This window comes from Novosphingobium sp. BL-S-19, from assembly GCF_055521675.1.
Genome location: NZ_CM145498.1, coordinates 1,920,243 through 1,944,342, shown reverse-complemented (window position 1 = coordinate 1,944,342; position 24,100 = coordinate 1,920,243). Strand labels below are relative to the sequence as shown.

Below are 24,100 nucleotides of genomic sequence, written 5' to 3'. Positions count from 1 at the left end.
CCTTCAGATGCCTGCGAGGGCAAGCACCTCCTTCGCGAGCCTTTCCCTGTCGGCGGCTTCGCGCATCATTGTCGTCGTCACGGTGACCGTGAGGCCCCGTGCCTGCAAGCCAGAGACATCGGCCTCATCGGCATGATCGATCAAGAGGTGGTCGAGAAGATCGCTGTAGTGATGAGCGATGGCCGCATTGCTCACCGCTTGCCCGCGCTCGGCCAGCATCTTGGCTAGCGGGCCTTTGACCGAGGTTCCGCCGACAATCGGCGAGACTGCGATCAGCGGCACCCGCCGCGCCGCCAAGGCCGCCCGCACGCCATCGACGGACAGGATCGGATCGACACTGAGGAAAGGATTGGAAGGGCAGACGACGATGGCGGCGAGGTCTTCCCGTGCCAGCGCGTCAGCAAATCCGGACGAGGGTTTGGCCCCCGCCACACCCTCGAAACGCACCTCGGAAACCGCCGGAACGCATTGATCCCCCACGAACCAGCGCTGAAAATCGCTCCAGCCTGCCTCGGTAAGGACCTGCGTGCGCACCAGATCGTCGGTCATCGGCACGACCGCGTGGGCGATCCCAAGTTCGCGCGTCAACCGTGCCGTCACTTCAGAAAGCGTCTCACCTGCGCGCAGCCGCCATGACCGCGCGATGTGCATCGCCATGTCGCGGTCGCCGAGGTTGAACCACCCCTCCTCGCCCAGCCCGCGAAGCATGGCCATGGTCTGCCACGTCTCGCCCTTCACGCCCCAACCGCGCTGCGTGTCATTGAGACCGGCCAGCGCATAAGTCACAGAATCTATGTCAGGACAGATGGTTAGGCCGAGATGCTCGAAATCATCGCCGGTATTGACGACGATCGTGAGGTCGTCCGGCGCCATGACCGCAGCGAGTCCGGCCGCCAGCTTCGCCCCGCCGACGCCGCCTGAAAGCGCGAGGATATGTTCGCGTCTCATCGGAACATGTCCTGCTCGATAGGCCGAAGCCCGCTCACTGCGCCCGGCCCGTCTTGCTCGGTCACCCAGCGCTCGCAACCGCGCACCAGCGCGACCGGCGTGCCTTCCGCGCCCTCGCCCATTGCCAGTGCCGCCATGGCGGCAACCGAGTCCGCAATGCCGATAACGGTGGCCTGAAGCGTGCGGCCGTAAAGATCCTGCGCACGGCCACGGCGATCCTCCAGCACGGTCAGCCCCGCGCAGCCGATGGCGTTGCCCATAGTGCCGATCCGCCAGGCCCGGCCCATCGAATCCGCGATCACCACGCCGATCCGAACTTCACACTCTTTCTGAAGTTCACCCCGGAGCGCCCGTGCCGAGGCATCGGGATCGAGCGGCCAGAGCAGCACACGGCCAGCCTCTCCGCCTTCCACGTTCGATGCGTCGATCCCGGCATTGGCCAGCACGTGCCCGGTGCGATGCACCGCAATCACGGCCGCCGGGGTGCGGCGCAGGATCTGAGAACTTTCCTCAAGTATCGCCTGCATCATCTCCGGATCGCGGCCGGTTGCGCCGGCTAGTTCATGCGCTTCCTCAGAAGGCACGAACGCCGCAAGATCGCGCGTGCGGCCCTCCACCTTGGAGACGATCTTCTGCGCCACCACCAAGATATCGCCATCGCGTAACCGGTCGTCTTCACCCTCAAGGCTCGCGCATATCGCTTGCGCAATCGACATTCCGGTAGCGAACATAGGCAACCCGGTCAGCGGTCGCACGGTCAGTTCTGGATTTCGCTTCATCGGCCCTCCCGAACCACCGTATCTAAAGCCGCCGCACCGGGAACGACAATGACAACGACCAAGAATTCGCGGGAGAGATAATCTGATGGCAGCGATCGCGGTGATCGGCGGAACCGGTGCGCTAGGCAAGGGGATCGCCCGAAGGCTCGTCAAGGCGGGGCATCAGGTGACTATCGGTTCCCGCACGGCGGACAAGGCCCGTGCGACGGCCGAGGAACTGGGCGCGGCCGGCTATGCCGAAAATGGCGAGGCCGCACAGGGCAAGGACGTGGTGATCGTCACCGTGCCCCACGCCTCTCAGGGCGATACGCTGCGCCAGATCGCGGGCGTGGTCGGCTCTGCGGTGGTCGTGGACACCACCGTGCCGCTGGTGCCGCCCAAGGTCATGCGCGTGCAGCTTCCCGCAGAGGGCAGCGCCGCCATGCAGGCCCGCGAACATCTGGGGCCGGACGCCCGCCTCGTCACCGCGTTCCACAACGTCTCTGCCCACCACCTCGACAGCGATCACGCCATCGACTGCGACGTGCTGGTCTTCTCGGACGATGTCGAGGCACGCCAGACCGTGGTGGACTTGTGCCCCGGCATGGGCCTGCGCGGGCTTTCTGGCGGCGCTCTGGCCAATTCGGCGGCGGCCGAGGCGCTGACCTCGATCCTCATCTACATGAACAAGACCTACAAGGCCGACGGGGCAGGAATACGCTTCACCAAGCTCACCGCAGCGCCCGAGGTGCCGTGAGCTGCTGGGCGCTCATCCCGGTCAAGGCGCCGGGCATGGGAAAGACCCGGCTGGCCTCCGCGCTCGATCCCGATGAGAGGGAGGCGCTGGTTTCAGGCATGCTGCGCCATGTGCTCGATACGGTGAGCGGCTGTCGGGCCATCCAGCGCGTCTGCGTGCTGGGCCCGGCGCGGCCCAATCTTGGCAGCAAAGTGCTGCGCTTCGACGATCCCGGGCCGGACCTGAACGGGGCGCTGGAAAGCACGATGTCTGCCATCACTGCGGCCGGGCCGGAACGCATCGTGGTGCTGCCGGCGGACCTGCCGTGCCTCAGCCTGGATGATGTCGAGCGCCTCGCCAATCTGGGGCCCGAGACGGTGGGCATCGCGCCGGATCGCCATCGCACCGGTACCAATGCGCTGTCGCTGCCATTGCCGGAAGGGGTCTGGTTTCCTTTCTCCTTCGGTCAAGACAGCTTCTCAACCCATTGCGAAAACGCGAAAAATCGCGGCCTTACCGTGGAGACGATCCTCTCCTGTGGGCTGGAGAAAGATATAGACGATCCTCTCGATCTCGCTGATGCTGTTCGCGTTTTAAGGCGCGTCTACAACCCGGCAATCGACGGTTGGCCACGCTCCGGAAGCCGAAAACGGCCCACTTGAAGGGAGAACGGGTGTGGATGGCTCGGTCATCGACCTGACGGGAAAAGTCGTGTTCGTCACCGGCGGCGGCGGCGGGATCGGGCGATCGATCGCGCTCTGCATGGCCGACATGGGCGCGGACGTCGCGATCCTGGAAGTGATCCCCGAACGCTGCGATCAAGTCGCCGAACTGATCGAGGCGCGCGGACGCAAGGCGCTGTGCATCGCCGGAAATGCAATGGACGTCGATATCGTGCAGAATGCCGTTGCCGACGCGGCACGCCATTTCGGACGGCTCGATGTGCTGGCGAACAACGCCGGCGGCGTAACCCGGCGACCCTTCGCGGATCTGGCCGAGAAGAACTGGCGCCGCCATATCGACCTCAACCTCGTCTCCAACCTCGCCGCCACACAGGCCGCGCTGCCGATCATGATCGAGAGCGGAAACGGCGGATCGATCATCAATGTCACCAGCATCGAAGCCTCCCGCGCGGCGCCGGGCTATGCGGTCTATGCCGCGTGCAAGGCCGGGATCAACAACCTCACCCGCACGCTGGCGGTGGAGCTTGCCCACCACGGCATTCGCGTGAACGCCATCGCACCGGACTATACGGTGACGCCGGGCACGCGCGGCCAGTTCGGCGGGCCGGTCGATCCGGAGCTTTGGTATCGGCCCACGCCCGCTCAGGAGGAATCTATCCGCCGCCGCATTCCGCTGGGCCGAGCCGGAATCGACGAAGAATGCGGGCGTGTCGCCGTGTTCCTCGCCTCAGAGCTTGCCAGCTACGTCACCGGCACGATCATCCCCGTCGACGGCGGCACCTGGGCCTCCGGTGGATGGGTCCGCAACGATCACGACGACTGGGTGCTGCCACCCGAAGCGTCCGCCTGAAAGAACGAGAGAGCCAAGCATGACCTTCACGCTCAGCACCAGCCTGCCCTTCGACCGGATCGACAAGCCGGAGGAATACGGCACCATGGAAGCCGTGCACGAGATTGCGCGCACCGTGGAAAAGGCGGGCTTCTACGCCGGCACCGTCACCGACCATCCGGCGCCTTCGGCCCGCTGGCTGGATGCGGGCGGGCACTACGCGCAGGATCCCTTCGTGATGCTGTCGATGCTGGGCGCGGTGACCACCAAGCTGCGGCTGCAGACCAACATTCTGGTACTGCCCTATCGCAATCCGTTCGTGGTGGCGCGCGGGGTTTCGACGCTGGACCACTTTACCAATGGCCGCGTGATCCTGGGCCTAGGCGCCGGGTACATGAAGGCGGAATACAAGGCGCTGGGCGTCGATTTCGACAGCCGCAACGACCTGATGGACGAATACATCACCGCCATGAAGCTGGCCTGGACGGGCGAGGATTTCACTTTCGAGGGCACCGGATACACCGCGCTGGGCAACCGGATGCTGCCGACGCCGGCTCAGAAGCCGAACCCGCCGCTGCTGGTCGGCGGCAATTCCAAGCGCGCCCTGCGCCGGGCGGCCGAAATGGGCGACGCATGGCATCCGTTCTTCGTGCCCAAGTCCGTGACCGACACCGCCCGCACCGCCAATCTGGAGGGCGACGAGGACATCAGCGAGGCCATCGCTTACATGCACGCCCATGCCGAAAAGATCGGCCGTGCGGAGCCGCCGAAGGTCATCGCCTCGTCCACTTACTCGATCAAGCAGGGCTGGAGCGCGCAGGAAGCGCTGGATCACTTCGCGCATCTGAAGTCGCTGGGCATTCATGGTGCCGGCGCGACGGTCTATGCCGATACGCGCGCGGAATACTGCGATCTGGCGCTGAAGTTCGGCGAGGACGTGATCGCGAAGATCGATTTTTGACGCTGAGGCTGGGGCCAACCAACTAGCCCACCAACCAACTACATCCCTGCAACACATCGTCGCCCCCGCGAAGGCGGGGGCCCCGCTTCCTTCGCGCTACTTGGCAAGAACAAGCGGGATCCCCGCCTTCGCGGGGATGACGGAATTGTGTTGGGTTCGCCCGGTTTAGTTGCACCAGAGCGATTTAGTCGAGTTGGCCGGACGGCCGCCTTGGCCTCAGGCCATCGCGCCGGTCACGGCCTCGTGAAATGCCTTCACCGCAGCCTCTTCATCGCCGTTCCATACCGCGCCGGACACCGCGAGGAAATCGGCACCGGCCTTCACCAGCGGCGCGCAGTTTTCGGGCGTGATACCACCAATCGCAACGCAGGGAATTTCGAAGATCGACTGCCACCATTCCAGCAGATCGAGCCCTGCCATGTGCTTCACGTCCTTGGTGGTCGTGGGGAAGTACGCGCCGAACGCCACGTAATCCGCCCCCTCTTCGCCCGCGTCCATCGCCAGATGGCGGCTGTTGTTGCAGGTCACGCCGATCTGCGCATCGCGGCCAAGCGCCTTGCGCGCTTCCTCTACCGAGCCGTCTTCCTGCCCCAGATGCACGCCGTCCGCGCCAAGGCGCTTGGCGAGGCTGGTGGAATCGTTGACGATGAAGGCGACGTCGCGATCGCCGCAGATCTTCTGCAGCGGCTCGGCAAGGCGCGCCGCCTCGTGCTGGTCCACGTCCTTGACGCGAAACTGGAACGCCGCCACCGGCGCGGCATCGAGCGCGCGGGCAAGGCGGTCGGGGAAAGCGCCGGTCACATCGAGCGGCGAAATCAGGTAAAGCTGCGTCGGTTCGCGTTCAATCTCTTCCATGTGCGCGCACCTAGCCTTTCGTGAGGCTCAGGAAAAGAGTTCGTCTTCGAAGCAAGCGTCTTCGCGCTCGCGATTGACGGTGCGCAGCGCTGCCACGGCGAAAAGCAGAATGGTGAGCCGCATCACCGCATGAAGCGCCTCCGCCCCTGTGTTGAGATCCCAACCCGGCGCGGCAAATGCAAGGTAGATCGCCGCTGCGGCGGCCAGCGCCACACCACCGATCAGCGCGCGTAAGAGAACGCGCGAGGGCCGCCAGACCAGCAGCGCCGCCAAGGCAAACCCTACGAGAATGTCCACCGTCATGCCCATCGGAATCGCACCCGCACGCAGGGCATCGGCCATCAGCCAGACCGTTTCCCCAACCAGCAGCGCAATCGCGCGCCGCAGAAACGGATCGAGCGAGGGACGCAGCAAGGCGATCAGCTTCGTCGCCACCAGCGAGCCAAGAAACGGCGGCAGCACCAGACCGACCACCGTTTCCGAAAGGAAAAACGGCGCCACCTTCACCGATGCGACGACCGCCATCGAAAGGAAGAGCGACGATCCGAACTCGCCAGTCCTTGCTGTATACTTCATGGTTTCCCCATAGGTAAGGATAGACCCTAACCATCCGAAAGGCCGACGCAAAGCGACTTTCGTTCTGGAGCGGTTCAGCCCCCGCCGATACCCTGCCCGCAGCACTCGGAACCATAAGTCCGCTCAAACACTGTGGGAGGAACATGAAACGACGCGCACCGACGCCCGCCCTTTCGCCCATTCCTGCGCTGGCCCTGCTGGCGTTCGCCTTGGCCGGATGCCGCATCATTCCCGAAGGGGGTGGCCCGCCGCCCTCTGCTTCGGCGCAAGTGCCGGCTCCGCCTTATCAGGCCCCTCCTCCGCCACCCGAAGCGCCCCTTCCGCCCGAGCCTGAATATACGCGTCCGGTCGAGATGCCCGCCGCCACTCCAACGCCGCCCCACAAGGGGCCACCACTGGCCTATACGCGGATCGGTGAGACGGTTTACGTCGATGGCCCCAAGGTCACGCCGCTCTCGCTGATCGAGGACAGCCGCTGCCCGCAGGGCGTGCAATGCATCCAGGCCGGACGCGTCAGGCTGCGCGTGCGGGTCGATCTCGGGTCGGGCCCGCAGAAGATCGACCTGACCTTGGGGCAACCGGTGCAGGTGGCCGACGGCACGCTAACCTTGCTGGATGCGAGCCCAACTCCGGTAGCCGGGGTCAAGCCCGCCCCGCTCGCCTATCAGTTCGGCTTCCGCTTCTTGGGCGGTATCTGAAACGCAAAAGGGCGGCGCCTTGCGGCACCGCCCTTTCCTGTTGCGTGATCCGAAAGATCAGGCAGCCGCCGCAGCGTCCACCTTCTGGGTCGAGCCCTTGTAGATCTCGTCGATCGCTTCGCCGAGGGCGGCATCGAATTCGGCATCGCTCATCTGCGAACGCAGGTCCTGCAGCAGCGCGCGGCTGAAGCTGGCGATGATGCCCTTGTTCTTGGCCAGCTCAACGCAAGCCTCGGGACGCTCGTAACCGCCCGAAAGCGCCACGACGCGCAGCACCTTGGGGTGCGAAACGAGCGGATCGAAGGTGCCCGGCACGATCGGCAGCGAAAGCTTGAGCATGACCTGCTGGCCTTCCGGCAGCGCGTCCAGGTTCTTGAGCAGCTCGGCCAGCAGGATCTGGTCGCACTCGGCGCGGGTGGCGCTCTTGATGTTCACCTCGGGTTCTACGATCGGCATCATGCCGTGCGAGAGCACCTGCTTGCCGATTTCGAACTGCTGCTTAACGACGGCGGCGATGCCCTCGGCATTGGCCGAATTGATCACCGAACGCTCCTTGGTGCCGAACACACCCAGCGCTTTCGAGCGTTCCAGCAGCGCGTCCAGCGTCGGCATCGGCTTCATCAGCTGTACGCCGTTCGCTTCGTCCTCAAGGCCCTTGTCTACCTTGATGAACGGCACCACGCCCTTGGCGATCAGCGCCTGCGGGGTGGGAACGCCGTTCACCTGGCCGTCCATCGTGCGTTCGAACAGGATCGCGCCGAGAACCTTGTCACCCGTGAACACCGGCGACGAGATGATGCGCGCGCGCATCTGGTGGATCAGGCCGAACATCTCTTCTTCGGTCGACCAGGCGCCTTCTTCGATGCCGTAGCCCTTCAGCGCCTTCGGCGTCGAACCGCCGCTCTGGTCAAGCGCGGCGATAAAGCCGTTTCCGCCGGCTATCTTGGCCGTCATCTCAGAAAATTCCATGGGTTTCTCCTCCTAGATTTGCCCCGGCGAACCGGGACGAAACGGTTTGTCCGCGCCATCAAGGCAGCGGATGGGCGGCCGCGTGGCGCATCACGCGCGCCATCGCGCGGCGGCGCAGCAGGCCGTTCAACAAAGTGCGGGCCGGAACGTCGATCCAGCGCACGCAAAGCCATGCGATCGCAAGGCACAGGCCAAGAAACACGAAGGCCATCAGCACGGCATCGTAATGCAGATCGTCCTTGAAGTAACGCATCGGCTCGATCACCGCCCAATGCACGGCATAGAGCGCGAAGGAAACTTCCCCCACGAACCAGGCCATGCGGGCAAACCGGCGCGAAGGCTCCACGCGCGAACCGCACCAGACCAGCAGCGGCGAAAGCACCAGCGCGCAGGCAAGATCGTATTCGGTCGTGGACAGGAACTGCGGATCGGCCATCAACATTGCCGCTATGGCGACAAGGCAGGCGACGCCAGCCCATGTCGCCGGGCGGTGTTCGGGCTGCGGCAGCTTCGCGATCAACATGCCGATACCGAACGAATAAAGCGTGCGGGCCAGCGCCACCGGCCATTCGTGCCAGACCGCGCCGATATTGCCCGATCCGTTCTCCAGCACCGCCGGCACGAACCATGCCGCAGACAAGGCGCAGACCGCCGCAACGCCAAGGCGCGGCAGGCGGAACAGCAGCGCGATCATCGCGAAATTGGCGACCAGTTCGTAGAACAGCGACCATGCCGGCACGTTCAGCGGAAACAACGTGTTGGTCAGCGGAGACGGCAGCATCACGGCATTGATGCCGGTGCTGATCAGGATGGTCTTGAGGCTCAGCGAGGTATCGCCGCCACTGTGCAGCCGGGCCAGCCCCACCGCCGTCGTCAGCGCCACGCCGACGAGGAACAGCGGGTAGAGCCGCACCAGACGCTTCAGCATGAACTCGCCGGTGCCCATGCCCGCCTGCCAGCGCGGCAGGTAGCTGGTCGCGAGCACGAAGCCCGAAAGCGCAAAGAAGAAGTCCACCGCCACGTAGCCGTGCGGGGCCTGCGAGATATTGAAGTGGAACAGCGCGACGGCAAGCGCGGCGATCCCGCGCATGCCGTCGAGCGTTACATAGCGGCCGTGCCAAGGCTGGCGCGGGGCTTTCCAGCCCTGAGCATCAACGGGGTTCGATGTGCCCATGTGCGCCGCCCCAGCCCCCGCGCGATCAGGCTTCGAGAGCCGCCACGCCGGGCAGTTCCTTGCCTTCCATCCATTCCAGGAAAGCACCGCCTGCGGTCGAGATATACGAGAAGTCATTCGCCACGCCCGCATGGTTGAGCGCGGCCACGGTATCGCCGCCACCGGCGACCGAGGTCAGCGAACCTTCGCGGGTCAGCGCGGCAGCGGTCTTGGCCAGCGCCACGGTCGCCGCGTCGAAAGGCACCGTCTCGAACGCGCCGAGCGGACCGTTCCACACCAGCGTGCGGCAGGTCTTGAGCACATCGCCCAGCGCCTCCACCGCCAGCGGGCCGACATCGAGGATCATCTCGTCCGCGGCCACTTCATGCACGTTGCAGGTGCGCAGCGAAGGCGGATTGGCGGCGAATTCCTTCGACACCACCACTTCGTAGGGCAAGTGCACGGTGCAGCCCGAAGCATCGGCGGTTTCGAGGATCTCGTTCGCGGTGCCGGTCAGGTCATGCTCGCAGAGCGACTTGCCCACGTCCACGCCCTTGGCGGCGAGGAAAGTGTTGGCCATGCCGCCACCGATGATCAGGTGATCGACCTGGGTGACGAGGTGCTTGAGCACGTCCAGCTTCGAGGAAACCTTGGCGCCGCCGACAACGGCCGCGACCGGCTTTTCCGGAGCGCCCAGCGCCTTTTCCAGCGCTTCCAGCTCTGCCTGCATCGAACGGCCGGCGTAAGCGGGCAGCACGCGGGCAAGGCCTTCGGTGCTGGCATGGGCGCGGTGCGCGGCGGAGAACGCATCGTTGACGTAGAGATCGCCGTTGGCGGCAATCGCCTGCACGAGTTCGGCGTCGTTCTTTTCCTCACCCTTCCAGAAGCGGGTGTTTTCGAGGATCGCGATGTCACCGGCGCGCAGGATGCCGACGGCCTGCTTGACCACGTCGCCCGCCACTTCCGGCACGAACATCACTTCCTTGCCGAGCACCTTCTCGACCGCGCCGACCACCATCGACAGCGACATGCTGGGCACGCGCTCGCCCTTGGGGCGGCCGAAGTGGGCGAGCAGCAGGACCTTGGCGCCCTTTTCGGAGAGTTCCAGGATCGTCGGCGCGGCGGCGCGGATGCGGGTATCGTCGGTGACGACGCCATCGTTCATCGGCACGTTGAAATCGACGCGAACCAGCGCGACCTTTCCGGCCACGTCACCAAGGTCATCAAGGGTCTTGAAAGCGCTCATCGTTCGATCCTTATCTCGTCACCCACGGCGGCGCGCGCCGTTACAGGCACGCCGTCAGAAAATCTTTTTCGCAGTTTATACGGCCCGGACCGCCAAGACGATGCCCCGAGGGCAATGCCGCCACGAACCGGCCCGATGCACTGCGCCGCGAAAGCCCCTTAAGGACTTCCGCGGCGACAGTGGTGGGGCAGACCGCCCGCCATCGGCATCCACACGGCTCCTCCTCCGCGTGGCGCCGACGGGGCGATCCGCCGCCATCAAGACCTCAGAGCAGAAGCATCAGAGGAACTTGGCCATCACGCCGGCCGTGTCGACCATGCGGTTGGAGAAGCCCCACTCGTTGTCGTACCACGACAGAACGCGGACCAGCTTGCCCTCGAGCACGTGCGTCTCAAGGCTGTCGATGGTCGACGAGTGCGCATCATGGTTGAAGTCGATCGAAACCAGCGGCTCGGTGGTGTAGCCCAGCACGCCCTTGAGTTCGCCCTCGGCCGCTTCCTTCAGCAGCGCGTTGACTTCTTCCTTGGTGGTTTCGCGCTTCGGCACGAAGGTCAGGTCGACGACCGAGACGTTCGGGGTCGGCACGCGGATCGACGAACCATCCAGCTTGCCCTTCAGGTCCGGAAGAACGAGGCCCACGGCAACGGCGGCGCCGGTGCTGGTGGGGATCATGTTCATCGCGGCGGCGCGGGCGCGGCGCGGATCGCTGTGGATCTGGTCGAGGATCTTCTGGTCGTTGGTGTACGAGTGGATCGTGGTCATCAGACCGCGCTCGATACCGATCTTCTCGTGCAGAACCTTGGCGAAAGGCGCCAGGCAGTTGGTGGTGCACGACGCGTTCGACACGATCACGTGCTCTGCCGTCAGTTCCTTGTCGTTCACGCCGTAAACGACCGTCAGGTCCACGCCCTTGGCCGGAGCCGAGACGAGAACGCGCTTGGCGCCCGCGTCGATGTGCTTGGAGGCCGATTCCTTGTTGGTGAAGAAACCGGTGCATTCGAGCACGATGTCGATGCCCTGGGCGGCGTGCGGCAGGTTCGCCGGGTCACGCTCGGCCGTCACATGAATGCGCTTGCCGTTGATGACCAGGTCGGTGCCGTCCACTTCCACGGTGCCTTCGAAGGTGCCGTGGACGCTGTCACGCTTGAACAGGAGAGCATTGGCCTTGGCATCGGCCAGGTCGTTGATCGACACCAGTTCGAGGTCATGGTCCGTGCGTTCGAGAATGGCGCGAGCGACATTGCGCCCGATACGTCCGAAACCGTTGATCGCAACCTTGGTCGCCATTGGTAAATTCTCCTGTTTACACGCTAAGCTTGTTGAGGATCTTCGGAACGATCGCTTCGACGGTGAAGCCGAAACGAGCGAACAGGTCCTTGGCCGGAGCCGAGGCACCGAAGCGGTCGAGACCGATGTTCAGGCCGCCATTGCGGCTCTGTGCGGTATAGCGTTCCCAGCCCATGGTGACGCCGGCTTCGATCGAAACCTTCAGGATCGACGCATCATTGGGCAGGATTTCGTGCTGGTAGGCTTCGTCCTGGGCGGCGAAGAGTTCCATGCACGGCATGGATACGACATCGGTACCGATGCCCTGCGATTCAAGCTCCGCACGGACCTTGACCGCCAGTTCGACTTCCGAGCCGGTAGCCACGATGATGACCTTGCGGTCTGCTTCGGCGTGGCGGAGCGTGTAGGCGCCGCGAGCCGAGAGCATGTCGCCGGTCTTGCGCAGCTGCGGCAGGTTCTGGCGGGTAAGTGCCAGCACCGAAGGCGTGTCCTGCGATTCCAGGGCCACGTTCCAGCATTCCGCCGTCTCGATGACGTCGGCCGGGCGGAACACGTAGAGGTTCGGGATCATGCGCATGGACATGACATGTTCGACCGGCTGGTGGGTCGGGCCGTCTTCGCCAAGGCCGATCGAATCGTGGGTCAGCACGTAGATCGCGCGGGTCTGCTGCAGCGCCGAGAGGCGGATCGCATTGCGGCAGTAGTCCGAGAAGATCAGGAAGGTGCCGCCGTAGGGGATCACGCCGCCGTGCAGCGCCATGCCGTTGAGCGCGGCAGCCATGCCGAATTCACGGATGCCGTAATAGACGTAACGGCCGCCATAGTTGTCCGGGGTGAACGGATCCTGGCACTTGGCCTTGGTGTTGTTCGAACCGGTAAGGTCCGCCGAACCGCCGATCATCTCGGGGATCGCGGGGGCCAGCACGTTCAGCCAGTTTTCCGAGGCCTTGCGGGTGGCGACGGTGGATTCGCCTTCCAGCCATTCGGCCAGCTTGGCGCGGATCGCATCGGTTTCCGGCAGTTCGCCGGCCATGCGGCGGGTGAACTCGTCAGCCTTGTCCGAAGCGGCAAGACGGCCGAACCAATCGGCATGGGCCTTGGCACCGGCTTCGCCCAGCGAACGCCAGTCGGCCAGGATTTCCGCCGGCACTTCGAAGGGTGCCGAGGTCCAGCCCAGATATTCGCGGGCGGCGGCCACTTCGGCCTCGCCCAGCGCGGCGCCGTGAACGTCGTGGCCGCCCTGCTTGTTGGGGGCGCCCTTGCCGATCACGGTCTTGCAGGCGACCAGCGTCGGCTTGTCCGAAGCGGCAGCCTGACCCAGCGCGCGTTCGATGTCGGCGAAGTCATGGCCATCGCACTCGAACACGTCCCAGCCCGAAGCGCGGTAGCGCGCCGGGATGTCTTCGCTGGTCGAAAGCGAGGTGTCGCCATCGATGGTGATCTTGTTGTCGTCCCACAGAACCTTCAGGCGGCCCAGCTTGAGCGTGCCGGCAAGGCCGATGGCTTCGTGGTTGATGCCTTCCATCAGGCAGCCGTCACCGGCAATGACCCAGGTCTTGTGGTCGACCAGATCGTCGCCGAACGTGGCGTTCAGCTGACGCTCCGCCATCGCCATGCCGACCGCCATGGCCAGGCCCTGGCCCAGCGGGCCGGTGGTGCATTCCACGCCTTCGATCAGGAAGTTTTCCGGGTGACCGGCGCAGACCGAGCCCAGCTGACGGAAATTGCGGATGTCGTCCATCGTCGGGCTGGCATAGCCGGTCAGGTGGAGCAGCGAATAGATCAGCATCGAACCGTGACCGGCGGACAGCACGAAGCGGTCGCGATCGGCCCACTTGGGGGCGGCGGGATCGAACTTCAGGAACTTCGAGAACAGGACGGTGGCAACGTCGGCCATGCCCATCGGCATACCGGGGTGGCCGCTGTTGGCGGCCTGAACCGCGTCCATGGAAAGCGCGCGAATGGCGTTGGCCATCGGCGCGAGACGGTCGGCTGCAAGGGTCATCGGGTGGCTCCGGTAAACGGAAAAAGGAATGATTCGGCTTGCCGACCCCCTTTAGGGAGAGGCCAGCGGGCGTCAAGTTCACCCGGGCCGCAATCAAGCGCGGCCCTTGCGCAATCGCGTGGTGGCACAAACTCTTCGTTTCGTCGAAGCCAATGTCGGCAACCGTGCCGATTTCTTGCCTTTTTGCGGTTTCGCAGTAACCGGTGGGTTATGAATGAAGTATCGATCGGCCAGGTCGTCGAACGGATCGAGGCGGCATTGGCCCGGCTCGACAAGGCGATCCCCGAAACAGTGGAGCAGCGGGCGCGCGATGCACGCCTGAGGATTTCTGTCGAACACGCCCTCGGCGAGCTCGACGAACTGCTGGCGCGGCCCGAGGCCGGGAACCAGCCAGAAAAGCCGGGCCGGCCATGAGCAACGTCAATCTCACCATCGGTGGACGCGGCTTCACGCTGGCCTGCGCGGACGGGCAGGAAAGCCATGTCGAGTATCTCGGCCGCCTGATCGACGAGAAGGTGGCCGCGGCCGGCGCCGTGGGCCAGACCGAGACTCGCATGCTGCTGTTCGCCGCAATCATGCTGGCGGATGAAGTGCATAACTTGCGCAACCAGCCCGCCGAACCGGCCGCGGCAGCCGCTCCCCCGCCTGCTCCCGCCCCCGCATTTCCGCCCGAATTGGCCGAACGCCTTGTGGCGATCGCGCAGCGCGTCGAAAATCTTGCCGACCTCCTTGAGGGATCGGTCGATAATCCCTAACTAGGGCAGCGACGGGATCTGCCCGGCACGAGCCGTTCGAACATCCCTGAGGCTATAAGCAAATCCAAGGGGGCTGTCCCTGCCCGGACCCTGGTCCGGAGTACATGGTCCCCACCTGACGTTGAGGCGTCAGAGGATTTCTAGGCAAACGACCCTATGGTGGGCCCGTCACCCCCTTTCAGAAATCAAACCCTCGCCCTTCCAACATATCACATGTTGGAAATCCAACATGCCGATCGAGGCCGCAGGTGTTAGTGTGCGGCTCCGAATGCCAGGAATGGGATCACCGGTGGATTCGTCACGCCCCCTCTCCCCCGCCACCGAAAAGGCGGCGCTCCGCAAGGCGCATCGCGTCGCCCGTGCAGAGCATGTCGCATCGCTTCCGCAAGGATTGCGGGCGCTGGTGCTCAATCGCCCCCCCGCCCCCGTCGCCGAAATGATGCCGGAGGGGCTGACCATCGGCCTCTACGCACCAGTGGGGGATGAAGCCCCGGCCTTCGGCTGGGCGCGCTGGCTTTCCGAAAACGGGCGGCGCGTCGCCCTGCCGTGGTTCGAATCGCGCGAATCGCCGATGCAGTTCCGCCGCTGGGACAATCCTTTCGATGAGGAACAGCTGACCATCGGCCCCTGGGGCGCGCTGCAACCGCTTCCCGAAAGCGATCCGGTGATTCCCGCCATTGTGATTGTGCCGCTGCTGGCTTTCACCGCCGAAGGGCATCGCCTGGGCCAGGGCGGCGGCCATTACGATCGCTGGCTCGATGCCAATCCCGACGTGCCTGCAATCGGCCTTGCATGGGACTGCCAACTCGCCGACACCCTGCCGATAGAAGCGCACGACCGCATCCTGGATGCCGTGGTGACGCCGACACGGATCTACGAGGGGGAAATCTGAACTTGCGCGAGACACCGACTCTGCGAATCCCGCTGGGCGTATTGGGGCTGTTCGCCGTCCTGATCGCCTATGGCCTGCTGATCGCGCATTATCTGGCCCCGCTGATCGGCGGATGGCACCCGCTGCTCCAGACGCCAATCTATGTCGTCCTGGGCGTCGTCTGGATATTGCCGCTGAAGCGATTCCTGATCTGGATGGAGACCGGGCGCTGGGGGTGATTCCCCGGCGCTTTTATTTTCCGGGAAGCGTCTTCGCTGTGACATGAGTCGCGCGGACAAAAGAAAAGGCCGGGGGTGAACCCGGCCTTTTTCATTTCATTGCCTTACCACTTCCCGTGAAGGAAATGGCGCGAGTGACGGGGCTCGAACCCGCGACCTCCGGCGTGACAGGCCGGCACTCTAACCAACTGAGCTACACCCGCGCAGCAATGTATGTGAGGTTTTTAGACTACCTCAAGTCGCTGGATTACCAGCATTTTTCCCAAGTGGCGCGAGTGACGGGGCTCGAACCCGCGACCTCCGGCGTGACAGGCCGGCACTCTAACCAACTGAGCTACACCCGCGTTCTTGCGGTTGCGTCCGCTTGGGAGCCGCGCCTCTATGGCAGGGCACCCACCCTGTCAACGGGAATGACCCGAACAATGAAAAGTTTTTATCCACACCCCCGAAAATTCCTAGCCCATACCGCCCCTGCCCCACCGATCGGGAACGTGGTCAATCAGCGTTAACTATATGTTGGTGACTGGTATCGCAGAAAATCCCCATCCGCGCGGAAACGGCGCGGACGACATGCAGGGGGTATTCGGGTGAAAGCATTCCATCTCGCCATGACGCTCGCGCTCGCGGCCGGTACGCTGGCCGCCACGGAAGCACAGGCAGAACTGCGCACAGGGCCCGCCGTGGCCACCGACAGCGCCGTCTATGTGGAACGCACCGGATCGACCGCCTCACGCCGGCTGGAGCCTGCCAGCCGCCTTGTTCGCGGCGACAGGGTGGTAACGATCGTCACCTGGGTACGCGCGGCCGGAACCGGCGGCTTCGTCATCACCAATCCGGTGCCCACCGCCCTCACCTATCAGCAGAGCGCGGAAGACATGCAGGAGGTCTCTGTAGACGGGGGCCGCTCGTGGGGCCGCATCGGCACGCTAAGAATCGGTAGCCGGCTGGCCACCCCCGAAGACGTCACGCATGTCCGCTGGCGCATCCCGCCGCAGAGCGCGGCGCGCGGACGCGGGCAGATCACCTACAGCGGCATCGTGCGCTGATTCAGCAGCGCTCGTACTTCCAGTTGCGGCGCTTGCCCTCTGAAATCCACTCGACCGCCTGAGCCATGCGCTTGGCACGCGTGGCCTCTGTCTTGGCCTCGGTGATCCATTCCAGATATTCGCGCCGCTGTGATGGCGAGAAGGCATCGTAATGCCCCTGCGCGACCGGAGCAGCCGCCAACGCGGCCGCGAAGTCCTCCGGCATCGGAATCTCAGCCTTGGGCGCACGCGGCGCGGCAGACTTCAGCGCCGTGCCCTTTTCGAGCACCCGAGCCTCAGCCGCCTGCAATTTTTCGATGAGTTCGCCTTCAGGCGGCAGATCGCCGATGGCGGTGATGCGCCCGAACTGGCCCATGGCATCGCCTTGCCGCCCGTCTCCATGAATGACGAACGTGCAGTGTGCCTTGAACGCCGCCATCCCGGCGACGTTCTTACCCTTCACCAGAAAGTGCGGCATGCCCCATTTGATGGCCTCTTCAGCCTCGGGCAGCGCGCGATGGGCGAGATCGCGCAAATGGGTGAGGATCGGGCGGGCAAAGTCCGCGGCCTTTTCGATATAGTCGTCGACGCGCGGATCTTTGCCCATGGATGCCCTCTCTATCTTATCCCGCGAGAATCAGCGCCGGAGCCTCGATCAGTTTCTTGAGGTCCTGCGCGAAGCTCGCCGCGTCCCAACCGTCTACCACACGGTGATCGCACGACATCGAGATATTCATGATCTTGCGCTTCTCGATGCGCTCCACGCCATCGGCGCCCTTCACGAACATCGGCCGTTCGACGATGCGATTCGGGCCGATGATGGCGACTTCGGGACGATTGATGACCGGCGTGGTCGCCACGCCGCCCATCGGCCCGAGCGAAGTGACCGTGATCGTCGAGCCCGAAAGCTCCGACGACTTCGCCGAACCGTCGCGCGCCGCATTGGCAAGACGGCCGATCTCGGTGGCGAGCTGCCACAGGTTACGGTCCTGCGCATCGCGAATCACCGGCACCATCAGGCCCGCCGGGGTCTGCGCAGCCATGCCCAGATGGACAGAGCCGTAACGCGTCACCACGCCCGCCTCGTCATCGTAATGCGCGTTGAGCATCGGATACTTCGGCAGCAGCTTGCAGATCGCCGCGATCAGGAACGGCAGCATCGTCAGCTTCGGACGGTCACCGCGCCCTGCATTCAGTTGCGCACGGGTTTCCTCCAGCGCCGTCACGTCGAATTCCTCGACATAGGCGAAGTGGGGAATCTGGCGTTTGGACGCCGCCATGTTCTCGGCAATGCGGCGGCGCAGGCCGATCACGCGGACCTGTTCGTCCTTGCCCTTGTTGCCGGCGGGCTGGAAACCGCCCGCAGCGTTGTAGGACAGGAAGGCGTCGAGATCGCCGTGGCGCACGCGGCCATCCTCGGCCGGACGGACTTCGGCAAGATTGATGCCGAGGTCCGACGCGCGCTTGCGGACGGCCGGGCTGGCCATGACCTTGGCGTGCGTGGCAGGCGTCGGCGCGCGGGCTTCGACAGGCTCAGCCTGAGCGGGCTTGGAGGCCGGTGCGGGAGCCGGTGCAGGTTCGGCCGCAGCAACGGGCGCGGGCGCTGCGGCCAATTCCGCAACCTCCGCTCGTGCCGAGCTTGTCGAAGCACTGGCCACCTCGGGCTCGACCTTGGGCGCACTGGCACCGTCGACCTCGTTGCCCGCGCCTTCGACCTCAATCACCACCAGCGGCGATCCGATGGCGATGACATCGCCCGCCTCACCGGCGACTGCGACCACCACGCCCGAAACCGGGCTTTCCATCTCGACCGTCGCCTTGTCGGTCATCATGTCCGCAACGCGGTCGTCTTCCTCGATCCGATCGCCGATCTTGACGTGCCAGGCGACGATCTCTGCCTCGGCAATGCCCTCACCGATGTCGGGCAGCCTGAAAGTATAGCGTCCCATCAAATCAATCCTTCAACAGACGATCGACCGCCTCGCCAATGCGGACGGGACCGGGGAAATAGGCCCACTCAAGGCTGTGCGGGTACGGCGTATCAAAGCCGGTCACGCGCTCGACGGGCGCTTCGAGGTGGTAGAAGCAGCGTTCCTGAACCAGCGTCACCAGTTCCGCGCCAAAGCCGGAGGTGCGGGTCGCCTCATGTATCACCAGGCAACGCCCAGTCTTTTCCACGGACTTTTCCACAGTCTCCAGGTCGAGCGGAACCAGGCTGCGCAAGTCGATGATCTCGGCATCGACGCCCTTTTCGGCCAGCACCGCCTCGGCCACGTGGACCATGGTGCCGTACGTCACCACGGTCAGTGCCGAACCTTCCTGCACGATCCGCGCCTTGCCGAGCGGGATCGAATAGTACCCCTCCGGCACCATGCCGAGCGGGTGGCCCTTCCACGTCTTCGACGGGCGATCGTAATAGCCGTCGAACGGGCCGTTATAGATGCGCTTGGGCTCGAAGAAGATCACCGGATCGTTGTCTTCGATGGCGGAAATCAGCAGGCCCTTGGCGTCATAGGGGCTGGCCGGGATCACCGTCTTCAGGCCGGAAACGTGCGTGAACAGCGCTTCCGGGCTCTGGCTGTGGGTCTGGCCGCCGAAAATGCCGCCGCCGAAAGGCGAACGCACCGTGATCGGCGCGATGAACTCCGCCGCCGAACGATAGCGCAGACGCGCCGCTTCGGAGACGAGCTGGTCCATGCCCGGATAGATATAGTCCGCGAACTGGATCTCCGGCACCGGGCGCAGGCCATATGCGGCCATGCCCACGGCAGCACCGATGATACCGCATTCGTTGATCGGCGTATCGAACACCCGGTTGCGGCCGTACTTCTTCTGAAGGTTGGCCGTCGCGCGGAACACGCCGCCGAAATAGCCGACGTCCTCGCCGAAGGTCACCACATCGGGATCGCGCGCCATCATGATGTCGAGCGCATCGTTGATCGCCTCGATCATGTTCATCTGGCGGGTCGGCGCGTCGTGGAGGCTGACCGAATCTTCTTCAATCATCATGATCAGTCCTTCCAATCCGGGAACTTGCTCTGCCGCTCACGGATCGCCTGATCCGCCTGCTCTTCAAGGTGCCAGGGCAGTTCCTCGAAGACGTCCTCGAACATGGTGTGGAACGGATGATGCAGGCCGTGGCCCAGGATGCCATTCTTTTCGGCTTCCTTGGTGGCGGTCTTCACTTGCTCGGCAGCGTCGCGGTCCATCTCGGCGTGCTGTTCCTCGGACCATTCGCCAAGCGCGATCAGATGCTTCTTCAGGCGCATGATCGGATCGCCCAGCGGCCATTCCTCACGCTCATGCGCAGAGCGGTAGGCCGTGGGATCGTCCGAGGTGGAGTGACCCTCGGCGCGATAGGTGAAGTGCTCGATCAGCGTCGGCCCCTGGTTGGAGCGGGCGCGGTTGGCGGCCCATTCCATCGCGGCATAGACGGCCAGGATATCGTTGCCATCCACGCGCAGGCCGGCGATGCCGTAGCCCGTGGCACGCGCGGCAAAGGTGGTGCGCTCCGCCCCGGCAAAGCCCGAGAAGCTGGAAATCGCCCACTGATTGTTGACGACATTGAGCACGACCGGCGCGTTGTAGACCGCCGCGAACGTCATCGCCGCGTGGAAATCGCCTTCCGCGCTGGAGCCTTCGCCCACGAAGCTGGTGGCGATGCGGGTATCGCCCTTGATCGCGCTGGCCATCGCCCAGCCCACCGCCTGCGGGAACTGCGTGGCCAGATTGCCGGAAATCGAGAAGAAGCCGTAGTCCTTGGCCGAATACATGATCGGCAGCTGGCGCCCCTTCAGCGGGTCAGCACGGTTGGAGTAGATCTGGTTGACCATCTCCTCCAGCGGATAGCCGCGCGCGATCAGGATGCCCTGCTGGCGGTAGCTGGGGAACACCATGTCGTCGAAGGCAAGCGCATGGGCGCAGGCGATCGAGACCGCCTCCTCACCCGTGGACTTCATGTAGAAGCTGGTCTTGCCCTGGCGCTGGCCGCGGTACATGCGATCGTCGAAAGCGCGGGTGAGCGCCATCGATGCCAGCATGCGGCGCATCGTCTCGGGATCGAGATTGGGGTTCCACGCGCCCACCGCCGCATCGTTCTCGTCCAGAACGCGGATCAGGTCGAGCGTCAGCGGCCATGTTTCGCTGGCGGCACAGCCCTCATCGGGGCGCGCCAGCTTGCCGGCCGCGGGGATTTCCAGATGCGAATAATCGACCGGATCACCGGGCCGGAACTTCGGCTCGGGGACATAGAGATCGAGTGGCGGCAGATTGCCGCGCGACTTTCCTGTACGTGTCGGGCCTAGGGCCATCTTGCTTCCTCTCCCGCCTTGAATCGGGCCGCGAAGAGAGAAACTACGCCGAAACCAAAGGTTAACGGCACGTTTCAAAATTCCACGGTCAGGTCACAATATTTCAACCAAGGGTAATGTCAATACAGACTCGATTGGCCGCCCCGATGGGCCGTCACACCGCGACGGGCGCGGCGATATGGGCCTGCGGCGCGTAGCCGGAAACCGCGAAATCCTCGATCCGGTAGTCGAAGATCGAATCGGGCTTGCGCACGATATCCAGCCGCGCCTCGCCGGAGGGCTGACGCGAAAGCTGCTCTTCGACGAGGCTGGCGTGGTTGAGATAGAGATGGACATCACCACCCATCCAAACGGCCTCACCCGGCTCAAGGTTGCACTGCTGCGCGAACATGCGCGTCAGCAGCGCCAGTGACCACATGTTGAACGCGAAGCCGAGGCCAAGATCGCAGCTGCGTTGATAGAGGATGCAGGACAGCCGGCCGTCAGCGACGTGGAACTGATAGGTCTTGTGGCACGGCGGCAGCGCCATCGCGTCCAGCTCGGCGACATTCCACCCCTCGATGATATGGCGGCGGCTGCCGGGATTGCTCTTCAGGCTCTCGATCACTTGCACGACCTGATTCACGCCCTGCTCACGCTTCTTATAGAGTCCGTCGCCGGTGGGCTCATAGACCGGCCAGTCGACCCACTGCTTGCCGTAGACCGGGCCGAGATCGCCCCACTTCGCCGCGAAGGCCTCATCCTCGACGATACGGCGGGAGAAATCGGCGCGGACGATCTCCTCGCCGGTCGCCTTGCGGTAGCGGTCGAGCGGCCAGTCGGTCCAGATTTCGACGCCTTGGGCACAGAGCGGGCGGATATTGGTCTCGCCCGTCAGGAACCACAGCATCTCGCGGCTCGCGGTCTTCCAGTAGACGCGCTTGGTGGTGAGCAGCGGCATCAGCCCGCCCGAAAGATCGAAGCGGATGGTCGCGCCGAAGACGGATCGGGTGCCGACGCCGGTGCGGTCCACCCGCTCGTCGCCATGCTCCCAGATGCGCCGCATCAGGTCGAGGTATTGCCATTCCCAATGGCGCTCCCAATGACCCTCCTGGCCGGAGGATGCGGGAACGGCGGCTTCGAGCAGGCTTTCGGTCATGCACCAGACCTAACCCTGCAAGCCGCGAAGGGGAAGAGCACGAGCGCATACCTCCCCGATCGATGCCTTCCCGACCACCCCGCGGACCGGGCAACCTTACGTAATGGTCATCGCCGCCGCCCGCCCACGCGGCAATCTATAATAGGGGCATGGATCCTGCCCCCGAACGCAAGACAGGCTTACGCGGCGCACTGGCCCTTCACGGCCTGATCGCGCTTGCCGTAATGGCCTTTGCGCTCACCCCGGCACGCGGCGGAGCGGCACTTTATATGCCGCTCCACGGTGATACCGGCGAAACGCTCGCCTGGGTGCATGCGGAACATGCGGGATTTCTGGCCACCGGCCCTTACGCGGGTGCGGCTTTCGTGCGCGTGCCCTCGCCCGCCGCGACGCTGTCCGCCCTGCGCCAGGGCGCCCTTCTGTTCGCCGTACCGGAATCGCTGTGCGGCGCTCCCCCCACTCACAACCCGGCAACGCAATCATGAACCAACTCGAAGACTTGCGAAGCAAGGGAGCCCGCGGGCTCCTGATCGTCTGCTGGCTCAGCGTGCTCGTCACGCTGGGCGGCCTGCCTTTCGCCCAGACCGGAATGCCCCCCGTCATCGCCGCCGTGCTGATCACGATCGTTCCCAGCCTGCTGGTCCTGAGCGGCAGCAACGGCGCGCAAGCTCGCATGGTGCTGGGCATCACGCTACCGCTCTATCCGGCCATCCTGCTCTGGCAGTGGTCGGGCCGCGAATGGATGCTCGACCTGCACATGATCTTCTTCGCCGCGATCGCCATGCTGGCGATTCTGGCGGACTGGCGCCCCATCCTTGCCGCCGCCACGATCACCGCCGTCCACCACCTTCTGACCAACTTCGTCGCGCCGACGCTGGTGTTCCCCAACGGCGGCGAACTGGGCCGCGTGATTCTCCACGCCGTGGTCGTCGTGCTTGAGACGGCGGTACTGGTCATGATCGCCGCCCGGCTCGAAAAACTGATTCTCGAACAGGCCGCCGCCCATGCCGAGCGAGAGCGCGTACAGGAAGCCGCCGCACGCGAACGCGCCCGCGCCGCCGACGAACAGCGCGTGGTGATCGAACAGATCGGCGACGGCCTGCGCTCGCTGGCCAGCGGAGACCTCTCGCTGCGGCTCGCGCGCGAATTTCCTGAAAGCTACGAAGACCTGCGCCGGTTCTTCAACGCCGCCGCGAACGATCTGGACGGCATCGTCCAAAGCGTCAGCGAAGCGGCCCGCCAGATCGAGACCGGGTCCCGAGAGATCAGCATCGCCACCGACGATCTGGCCCAGCGCACCGAGCAGCAGGCCTCCACGCTGGAAGACATCGCCAGCACCCTGCGCCAGCTCAACCTTACCGTTCAGGAAAACGCCACCAGTGCCCGCACCCTGCAAGATAACGCGGCCCGTGCGCGCGACGACGCGCAGGCGGGCAGCACCGTGGTGGACAGCGCCATTTCCGCCATGGGCGAGATCGAACAGTCCGCACACGAAATCGCGCAGATCGTCGCCCTGATCGACGGGATCGCCTTCCAGACCAACCTGCTGGCCCTCAATGCCGCGATCGAGGCCGGGCGCGCCGGGGAAGCCGGCAAGGGATTCGCCGTCGTCGCATCGCAAGTGCGCGCACTGGCCCAACGCTCCGGCGACGCCGCCAACCGCATCAAGGCGCTGATCGACACATCATCGCGTCAGGTCTCTCAAGGCGTGACGCTGGTGGGACGTTCGGGCGAAACGCTGGACACGATCGTGACCGACATTTCCGAAATCGACGGCGCCGTCGCCCGCATCGTGCAGGTCTGCGAGGAGCAGGCCAGCGAGATCGGACGAATCAGCGAAAGGGTCGGAAACCTCGATTCCGCGACCCAACACAACGCCGCAATGGTGGAAGAAGGCACCGCCGCAGCCCGTCATCTTTCCGAAGAAGCGCAGACGATGGCCCGAATAGTGGCGCATTTCCGCGTTTCCGGAGGGATGCCCGAAAAAAGCGGCGACTTGTCCACAGGACGAAATCGCCGCGTCGCATGAAAAGCGATTTTGGCCCCTTGCCACCCCGA

At 64.6% G+C, this 24,100-nt stretch carries 26 protein-coding genes and 2 tRNA genes; 12 read left to right on the top strand and 16 right to left on the bottom strand.

Annotated features, from left to right (window positions below):
• Positions 1-3 precede the first annotated feature (3 nt).
• Both cofD and cofE read right to left on the bottom strand, forming a co-directional pair.
• Positions 4-948 carry a 2-phospho-L-lactate transferase gene (gene cofD / locus ACZ1JV_RS17295; RefSeq protein ID WP_465149796.1) on the bottom strand — a complete coding sequence of 315 codons (945 nt, stop codon included), beginning with the start codon at positions 946-948 and terminating at the stop codon, positions 4-6.
• Positions 945-1,727, bottom strand: a complete 783-nt coding sequence (gene cofE / locus ACZ1JV_RS17290; RefSeq protein ID WP_465149795.1) for a coenzyme F420-0:L-glutamate ligase — start codon at positions 1,725-1,727, stop codon at positions 945-947. The genes cofD and cofE overlap by 4 nt, the downstream gene beginning before the upstream one ends.
• Positions 1,728-1,812: 85 nt before the next feature.
• Here cofE and npdG point away from each other — a divergent pair, with 85 nt between their 5' ends.
• The 4 genes from npdG to ACZ1JV_RS17270 are packed head-to-tail and all read left to right on the top strand — an operon-like array spanning position 1,813 to position 4,915.
• Positions 1,813-2,463 (top strand): NADPH-dependent F420 reductase, encoded by a 651-nt coding sequence (gene npdG / locus ACZ1JV_RS17285; RefSeq protein ID WP_465149794.1) that lies wholly within the window; start codon positions 1,813-1,815, stop codon positions 2,461-2,463.
• Positions 2,460-3,104, top strand: a complete 645-nt coding sequence (gene cofC, locus ACZ1JV_RS17280) for a 2-phospho-L-lactate guanylyltransferase (RefSeq protein ID WP_465152526.1) — start codon at positions 2,460-2,462, stop codon at positions 3,102-3,104. The genes npdG and cofC overlap by 4 nt, the downstream gene beginning before the upstream one ends.
• 13 nt (positions 3,105-3,117) lie before the next feature.
• Complete coding sequence (locus tag ACZ1JV_RS17275; RefSeq protein ID WP_465152525.1) at positions 3,118-3,975, top strand: SDR family NAD(P)-dependent oxidoreductase; 858 nt, start codon at positions 3,118-3,120, stop codon at positions 3,973-3,975.
• 19 nt (positions 3,976-3,994) lie between these two features.
• Positions 3,995-4,915, top strand: a complete 921-nt coding sequence (locus tag ACZ1JV_RS17270; protein ID WP_465152524.1) for a TIGR03619 family F420-dependent LLM class oxidoreductase — start codon at positions 3,995-3,997, stop codon at positions 4,913-4,915.
• A 216-nt stretch (positions 4,916-5,131) separates the two neighbouring features.
• Here ACZ1JV_RS17270 and thiE read toward each other — a convergent pair whose 3' ends face one another.
• Both thiE and ACZ1JV_RS17260 read right to left on the bottom strand, forming a co-directional pair.
• Positions 5,132-5,770 (bottom strand): thiamine phosphate synthase, encoded by a 639-nt coding sequence (gene thiE, locus ACZ1JV_RS17265; protein ID WP_465152523.1) that lies wholly within the window; start codon positions 5,768-5,770, stop codon positions 5,132-5,134.
• A 27-nt stretch (positions 5,771-5,797) separates the two neighbouring features.
• Positions 5,798-6,346 carry a hypothetical protein gene (locus tag ACZ1JV_RS17260; RefSeq protein ID WP_465152522.1) on the bottom strand — a complete coding sequence of 183 codons (549 nt, stop codon included), beginning with the start codon at positions 6,344-6,346 and terminating at the stop codon, positions 5,798-5,800.
• Positions 6,347-6,489: 143 nt separating this feature from the next.
• Between ACZ1JV_RS17260 and ACZ1JV_RS17255 the strand changes: the two genes are divergently transcribed.
• Positions 6,490-7,044: a hypothetical protein gene (locus ACZ1JV_RS17255; protein WP_465152521.1), complete on the top strand. Its 555-nt coding sequence runs from the start codon at positions 6,490-6,492 to the stop codon at positions 7,042-7,044.
• A 57-nt stretch (positions 7,045-7,101) separates the two neighbouring features.
• On the opposite strand, the gene ACZ1JV_RS17250 is transcribed toward ACZ1JV_RS17255, so the two are convergent.
• The 5 genes from ACZ1JV_RS17250 to tkt form a co-directional block, all read right to left on the bottom strand.
• The gene (locus tag ACZ1JV_RS17250) at positions 7,102-8,013 is read right to left on the bottom strand and encodes a fructose bisphosphate aldolase (RefSeq protein WP_465152520.1); all 912 of its coding nucleotides are present in this window, start codon (positions 8,011-8,013) and stop codon (positions 7,102-7,104) included.
• 58 nt (positions 8,014-8,071) lie between these two features.
• Positions 8,072-9,187: an acyltransferase family protein gene (locus tag ACZ1JV_RS17245; protein ID WP_465152519.1), complete on the bottom strand. Its 1,116-nt coding sequence runs from the start codon at positions 9,185-9,187 to the stop codon at positions 8,072-8,074.
• 25 nt (positions 9,188-9,212) lie between these two features.
• Complete coding sequence (locus tag ACZ1JV_RS17240) at positions 9,213-10,412, bottom strand: phosphoglycerate kinase (protein WP_465138322.1); 1,200 nt, start codon at positions 10,410-10,412, stop codon at positions 9,213-9,215.
• Between the two features lie 279 nt (positions 10,413-10,691).
• Positions 10,692-11,699, bottom strand: coding sequence for a type I glyceraldehyde-3-phosphate dehydrogenase (gap, locus tag ACZ1JV_RS17235; protein WP_465138321.1), 1,008 nt, complete (start codon positions 11,697-11,699; stop codon positions 10,692-10,694).
• A gap of 16 nt (positions 11,700-11,715) precedes the next feature.
• Entirely contained in the window at positions 11,716-13,704 is a 1,989-nt protein-coding gene (tkt, locus tag ACZ1JV_RS17230) for a transketolase (RefSeq protein WP_465152518.1), read from the bottom strand.
• 210 nt (positions 13,705-13,914) lie between these two features.
• Here tkt and ACZ1JV_RS17225 point away from each other — a divergent pair, with 210 nt between their 5' ends.
• The 4 genes from ACZ1JV_RS17225 to ACZ1JV_RS17210 all read left to right on the top strand — a co-directional run bounded on the left by ACZ1JV_RS17225 (position 13,915) and on the right by ACZ1JV_RS17210 (position 15,569).
• Positions 13,915-14,118 carry a hypothetical protein gene (locus ACZ1JV_RS17225; protein WP_465152517.1) on the top strand — a complete coding sequence of 68 codons (204 nt, stop codon included), beginning with the start codon at positions 13,915-13,917 and terminating at the stop codon, positions 14,116-14,118.
• Complete coding sequence (locus ACZ1JV_RS17220; protein WP_465152516.1) at positions 14,115-14,459, top strand: cell division protein ZapA; 345 nt, start codon at positions 14,115-14,117, stop codon at positions 14,457-14,459. Before ACZ1JV_RS17225 ends, ACZ1JV_RS17220 begins: the two co-directional genes overlap by 4 nt.
• A gap of 289 nt (positions 14,460-14,748) precedes the next feature.
• Positions 14,749-15,351 carry a 5-formyltetrahydrofolate cyclo-ligase gene (locus ACZ1JV_RS17215; protein ID WP_465152515.1) on the top strand — a complete coding sequence of 201 codons (603 nt, stop codon included), beginning with the start codon at positions 14,749-14,751 and terminating at the stop codon, positions 15,349-15,351.
• A gap of 2 nt (positions 15,352-15,353) precedes the next feature.
• On the top strand, positions 15,354-15,569 hold the full coding sequence (locus ACZ1JV_RS17210) for a DUF2842 domain-containing protein (protein WP_465152514.1): 216 nt from the start codon (positions 15,354-15,356) through the stop codon (positions 15,567-15,569).
• A gap of 126 nt (positions 15,570-15,695) precedes the next feature.
• Here ACZ1JV_RS17210 and ACZ1JV_RS17205 read toward each other — a convergent pair.
• Together ACZ1JV_RS17205 and ACZ1JV_RS17200 are read right to left on the bottom strand one after the other, a co-directional pair.
• Positions 15,696-15,772 (bottom strand) — tRNA-Asp (locus ACZ1JV_RS17205).
• A 64-nt stretch (positions 15,773-15,836) separates the two neighbouring features.
• A tRNA-Asp gene (locus tag ACZ1JV_RS17200) sits at positions 15,837-15,913 on the bottom strand.
• Positions 15,914-16,156: 243 nt separating this feature from the next.
• Here ACZ1JV_RS17200 and ACZ1JV_RS17195 point away from each other — a divergent pair.
• Positions 16,157-16,615 (top strand): hypothetical protein, encoded by a 459-nt coding sequence (locus tag ACZ1JV_RS17195; protein WP_465152513.1) that lies wholly within the window; start codon positions 16,157-16,159, stop codon positions 16,613-16,615.
• Position 16,616: 1 nt separating this feature from the next.
• Here the strand turns inward: ACZ1JV_RS17195 and ACZ1JV_RS17190 are convergent, their stop codons facing one another.
• The 5 genes from ACZ1JV_RS17190 to thyA form a co-directional block, all read right to left on the bottom strand.
• Complete coding sequence (locus ACZ1JV_RS17190; protein ID WP_465152512.1) at positions 16,617-17,201, bottom strand: YdeI/OmpD-associated family protein; 585 nt, start codon at positions 17,199-17,201, stop codon at positions 16,617-16,619.
• 16 nt (positions 17,202-17,217) lie between these two features.
• Complete coding sequence (locus ACZ1JV_RS17185) at positions 17,218-18,543, bottom strand: dihydrolipoamide acetyltransferase family protein (protein WP_465152511.1); 1,326 nt, start codon at positions 18,541-18,543, stop codon at positions 17,218-17,220.
• 4 nt (positions 18,544-18,547) lie between these two features.
• On the bottom strand, positions 18,548-19,600 hold the full coding sequence (locus ACZ1JV_RS17180) for an alpha-ketoacid dehydrogenase subunit beta (protein WP_465152597.1): 1,053 nt from the start codon (positions 19,598-19,600) through the stop codon (positions 18,548-18,550).
• A 5-nt stretch (positions 19,601-19,605) separates the two neighbouring features.
• Positions 19,606-20,904, bottom strand: a complete 1,299-nt coding sequence (locus ACZ1JV_RS17175) for a thiamine pyrophosphate-dependent enzyme (protein ID WP_465152510.1) — start codon at positions 20,902-20,904, stop codon at positions 19,606-19,608.
• 154 nt (positions 20,905-21,058) lie between these two features.
• Complete coding sequence (thyA, locus tag ACZ1JV_RS17170) at positions 21,059-22,042, bottom strand: thymidylate synthase (RefSeq protein ID WP_465152509.1); 984 nt, start codon at positions 22,040-22,042, stop codon at positions 21,059-21,061.
• A gap of 149 nt (positions 22,043-22,191) precedes the next feature.
• Between thyA and ACZ1JV_RS17165 the strand changes: the two genes are divergently transcribed.
• Together ACZ1JV_RS17165 and ACZ1JV_RS17160 are read left to right on the top strand one after the other, a co-directional pair.
• A complete protein-coding gene (locus ACZ1JV_RS17165) occupies positions 22,192-22,527 on the top strand; it encodes a hypothetical protein (RefSeq protein WP_465152508.1) in 336 nt (111 codons plus the stop codon).
• Entirely contained in the window at positions 22,524-24,071 is a 1,548-nt protein-coding gene (locus ACZ1JV_RS17160; protein WP_465152507.1) for a methyl-accepting chemotaxis protein, read from the top strand. Before ACZ1JV_RS17165 ends, ACZ1JV_RS17160 begins: the two co-directional genes overlap by 4 nt.
• Positions 24,072-24,100 lie beyond the last annotated feature (29 nt).

Excerpts from the sequence above, each read along its gene's own strand:
- cofD (WP_465149796.1), bottom strand. The coding sequence starts at position 948 with ATGAGACGCGAACATATCCTCGCGCTTTCAGGCGGCGTCGGCGGGGCG.
- cofE (WP_465149795.1), bottom strand. The coding sequence starts at position 1,727 with ATGAAGCGAAATCCAGAACTGACCGTGCGACCGCTGACCGGGTTGCCT.
- npdG (WP_465149794.1), top strand. The coding sequence starts at position 1,813 with ATGGCAGCGATCGCGGTGATCGGCGGAACCGGTGCGCTAGGCAAGGGG.
- ACZ1JV_RS17270 (WP_465152524.1), top strand. The coding sequence starts at position 3,995 with ATGACCTTCACGCTCAGCACCAGCCTGCCCTTCGACCGGATCGACAAG.
- thiE (WP_465152523.1), bottom strand. The coding sequence starts at position 5,770 with ATGGAAGAGATTGAACGCGAACCGACGCAGCTTTACCTGATTTCGCCG.
- ACZ1JV_RS17260 (WP_465152522.1), bottom strand. The coding sequence starts at position 6,346 with ATGAAGTATACAGCAAGGACTGGCGAGTTCGGATCGTCGCTCTTCCTT.
- ACZ1JV_RS17255 (WP_465152521.1), top strand. The coding sequence starts at position 6,490 with ATGAAACGACGCGCACCGACGCCCGCCCTTTCGCCCATTCCTGCGCTG.
- ACZ1JV_RS17250 (WP_465152520.1), bottom strand. The coding sequence starts at position 8,013 with ATGGAATTTTCTGAGATGACGGCCAAGATAGCCGGCGGAAACGGCTTT.
- ACZ1JV_RS17245 (WP_465152519.1), bottom strand. The coding sequence starts at position 9,187 with ATGGGCACATCGAACCCCGTTGATGCTCAGGGCTGGAAAGCCCCGCGC.
- ACZ1JV_RS17240 (WP_465138322.1), bottom strand. The coding sequence starts at position 10,412 with ATGAGCGCTTTCAAGACCCTTGATGACCTTGGTGACGTGGCCGGAAAG.
- gap (WP_465138321.1), bottom strand. The coding sequence starts at position 11,699 with ATGGCGACCAAGGTTGCGATCAACGGTTTCGGACGTATCGGGCGCAAT.
- tkt (WP_465152518.1), bottom strand. The coding sequence starts at position 13,704 with ATGACCCTTGCAGCCGACCGTCTCGCGCCGATGGCCAACGCCATTCGC.
- ACZ1JV_RS17225 (WP_465152517.1), top strand. The coding sequence starts at position 13,915 with ATGAATGAAGTATCGATCGGCCAGGTCGTCGAACGGATCGAGGCGGCA.
- ACZ1JV_RS17220 (WP_465152516.1), top strand. The coding sequence starts at position 14,115 with ATGAGCAACGTCAATCTCACCATCGGTGGACGCGGCTTCACGCTGGCC.
- ACZ1JV_RS17190 (WP_465152512.1), bottom strand. The coding sequence starts at position 17,201 with ATGGGCAAAGATCCGCGCGTCGACGACTATATCGAAAAGGCCGCGGAC.
- ACZ1JV_RS17185 (WP_465152511.1), bottom strand. The coding sequence starts at position 18,543 with ATGGGACGCTATACTTTCAGGCTGCCCGACATCGGTGAGGGCATTGCC.
- ACZ1JV_RS17180 (WP_465152597.1), bottom strand. The coding sequence starts at position 19,600 with ATGATTGAAGAAGATTCGGTCAGCCTCCACGACGCGCCGACCCGCCAG.
- ACZ1JV_RS17175 (WP_465152510.1), bottom strand. The coding sequence starts at position 20,904 with ATGGCCCTAGGCCCGACACGTACAGGAAAGTCGCGCGGCAATCTGCCG.
- thyA (WP_465152509.1), bottom strand. The coding sequence starts at position 22,042 with ATGACCGAAAGCCTGCTCGAAGCCGCCGTTCCCGCATCCTCCGGCCAG.
- ACZ1JV_RS17165 (WP_465152508.1), top strand. The coding sequence starts at position 22,192 with ATGGATCCTGCCCCCGAACGCAAGACAGGCTTACGCGGCGCACTGGCC.
- ACZ1JV_RS17160 (WP_465152507.1), top strand. The coding sequence starts at position 22,524 with ATGAACCAACTCGAAGACTTGCGAAGCAAGGGAGCCCGCGGGCTCCTG.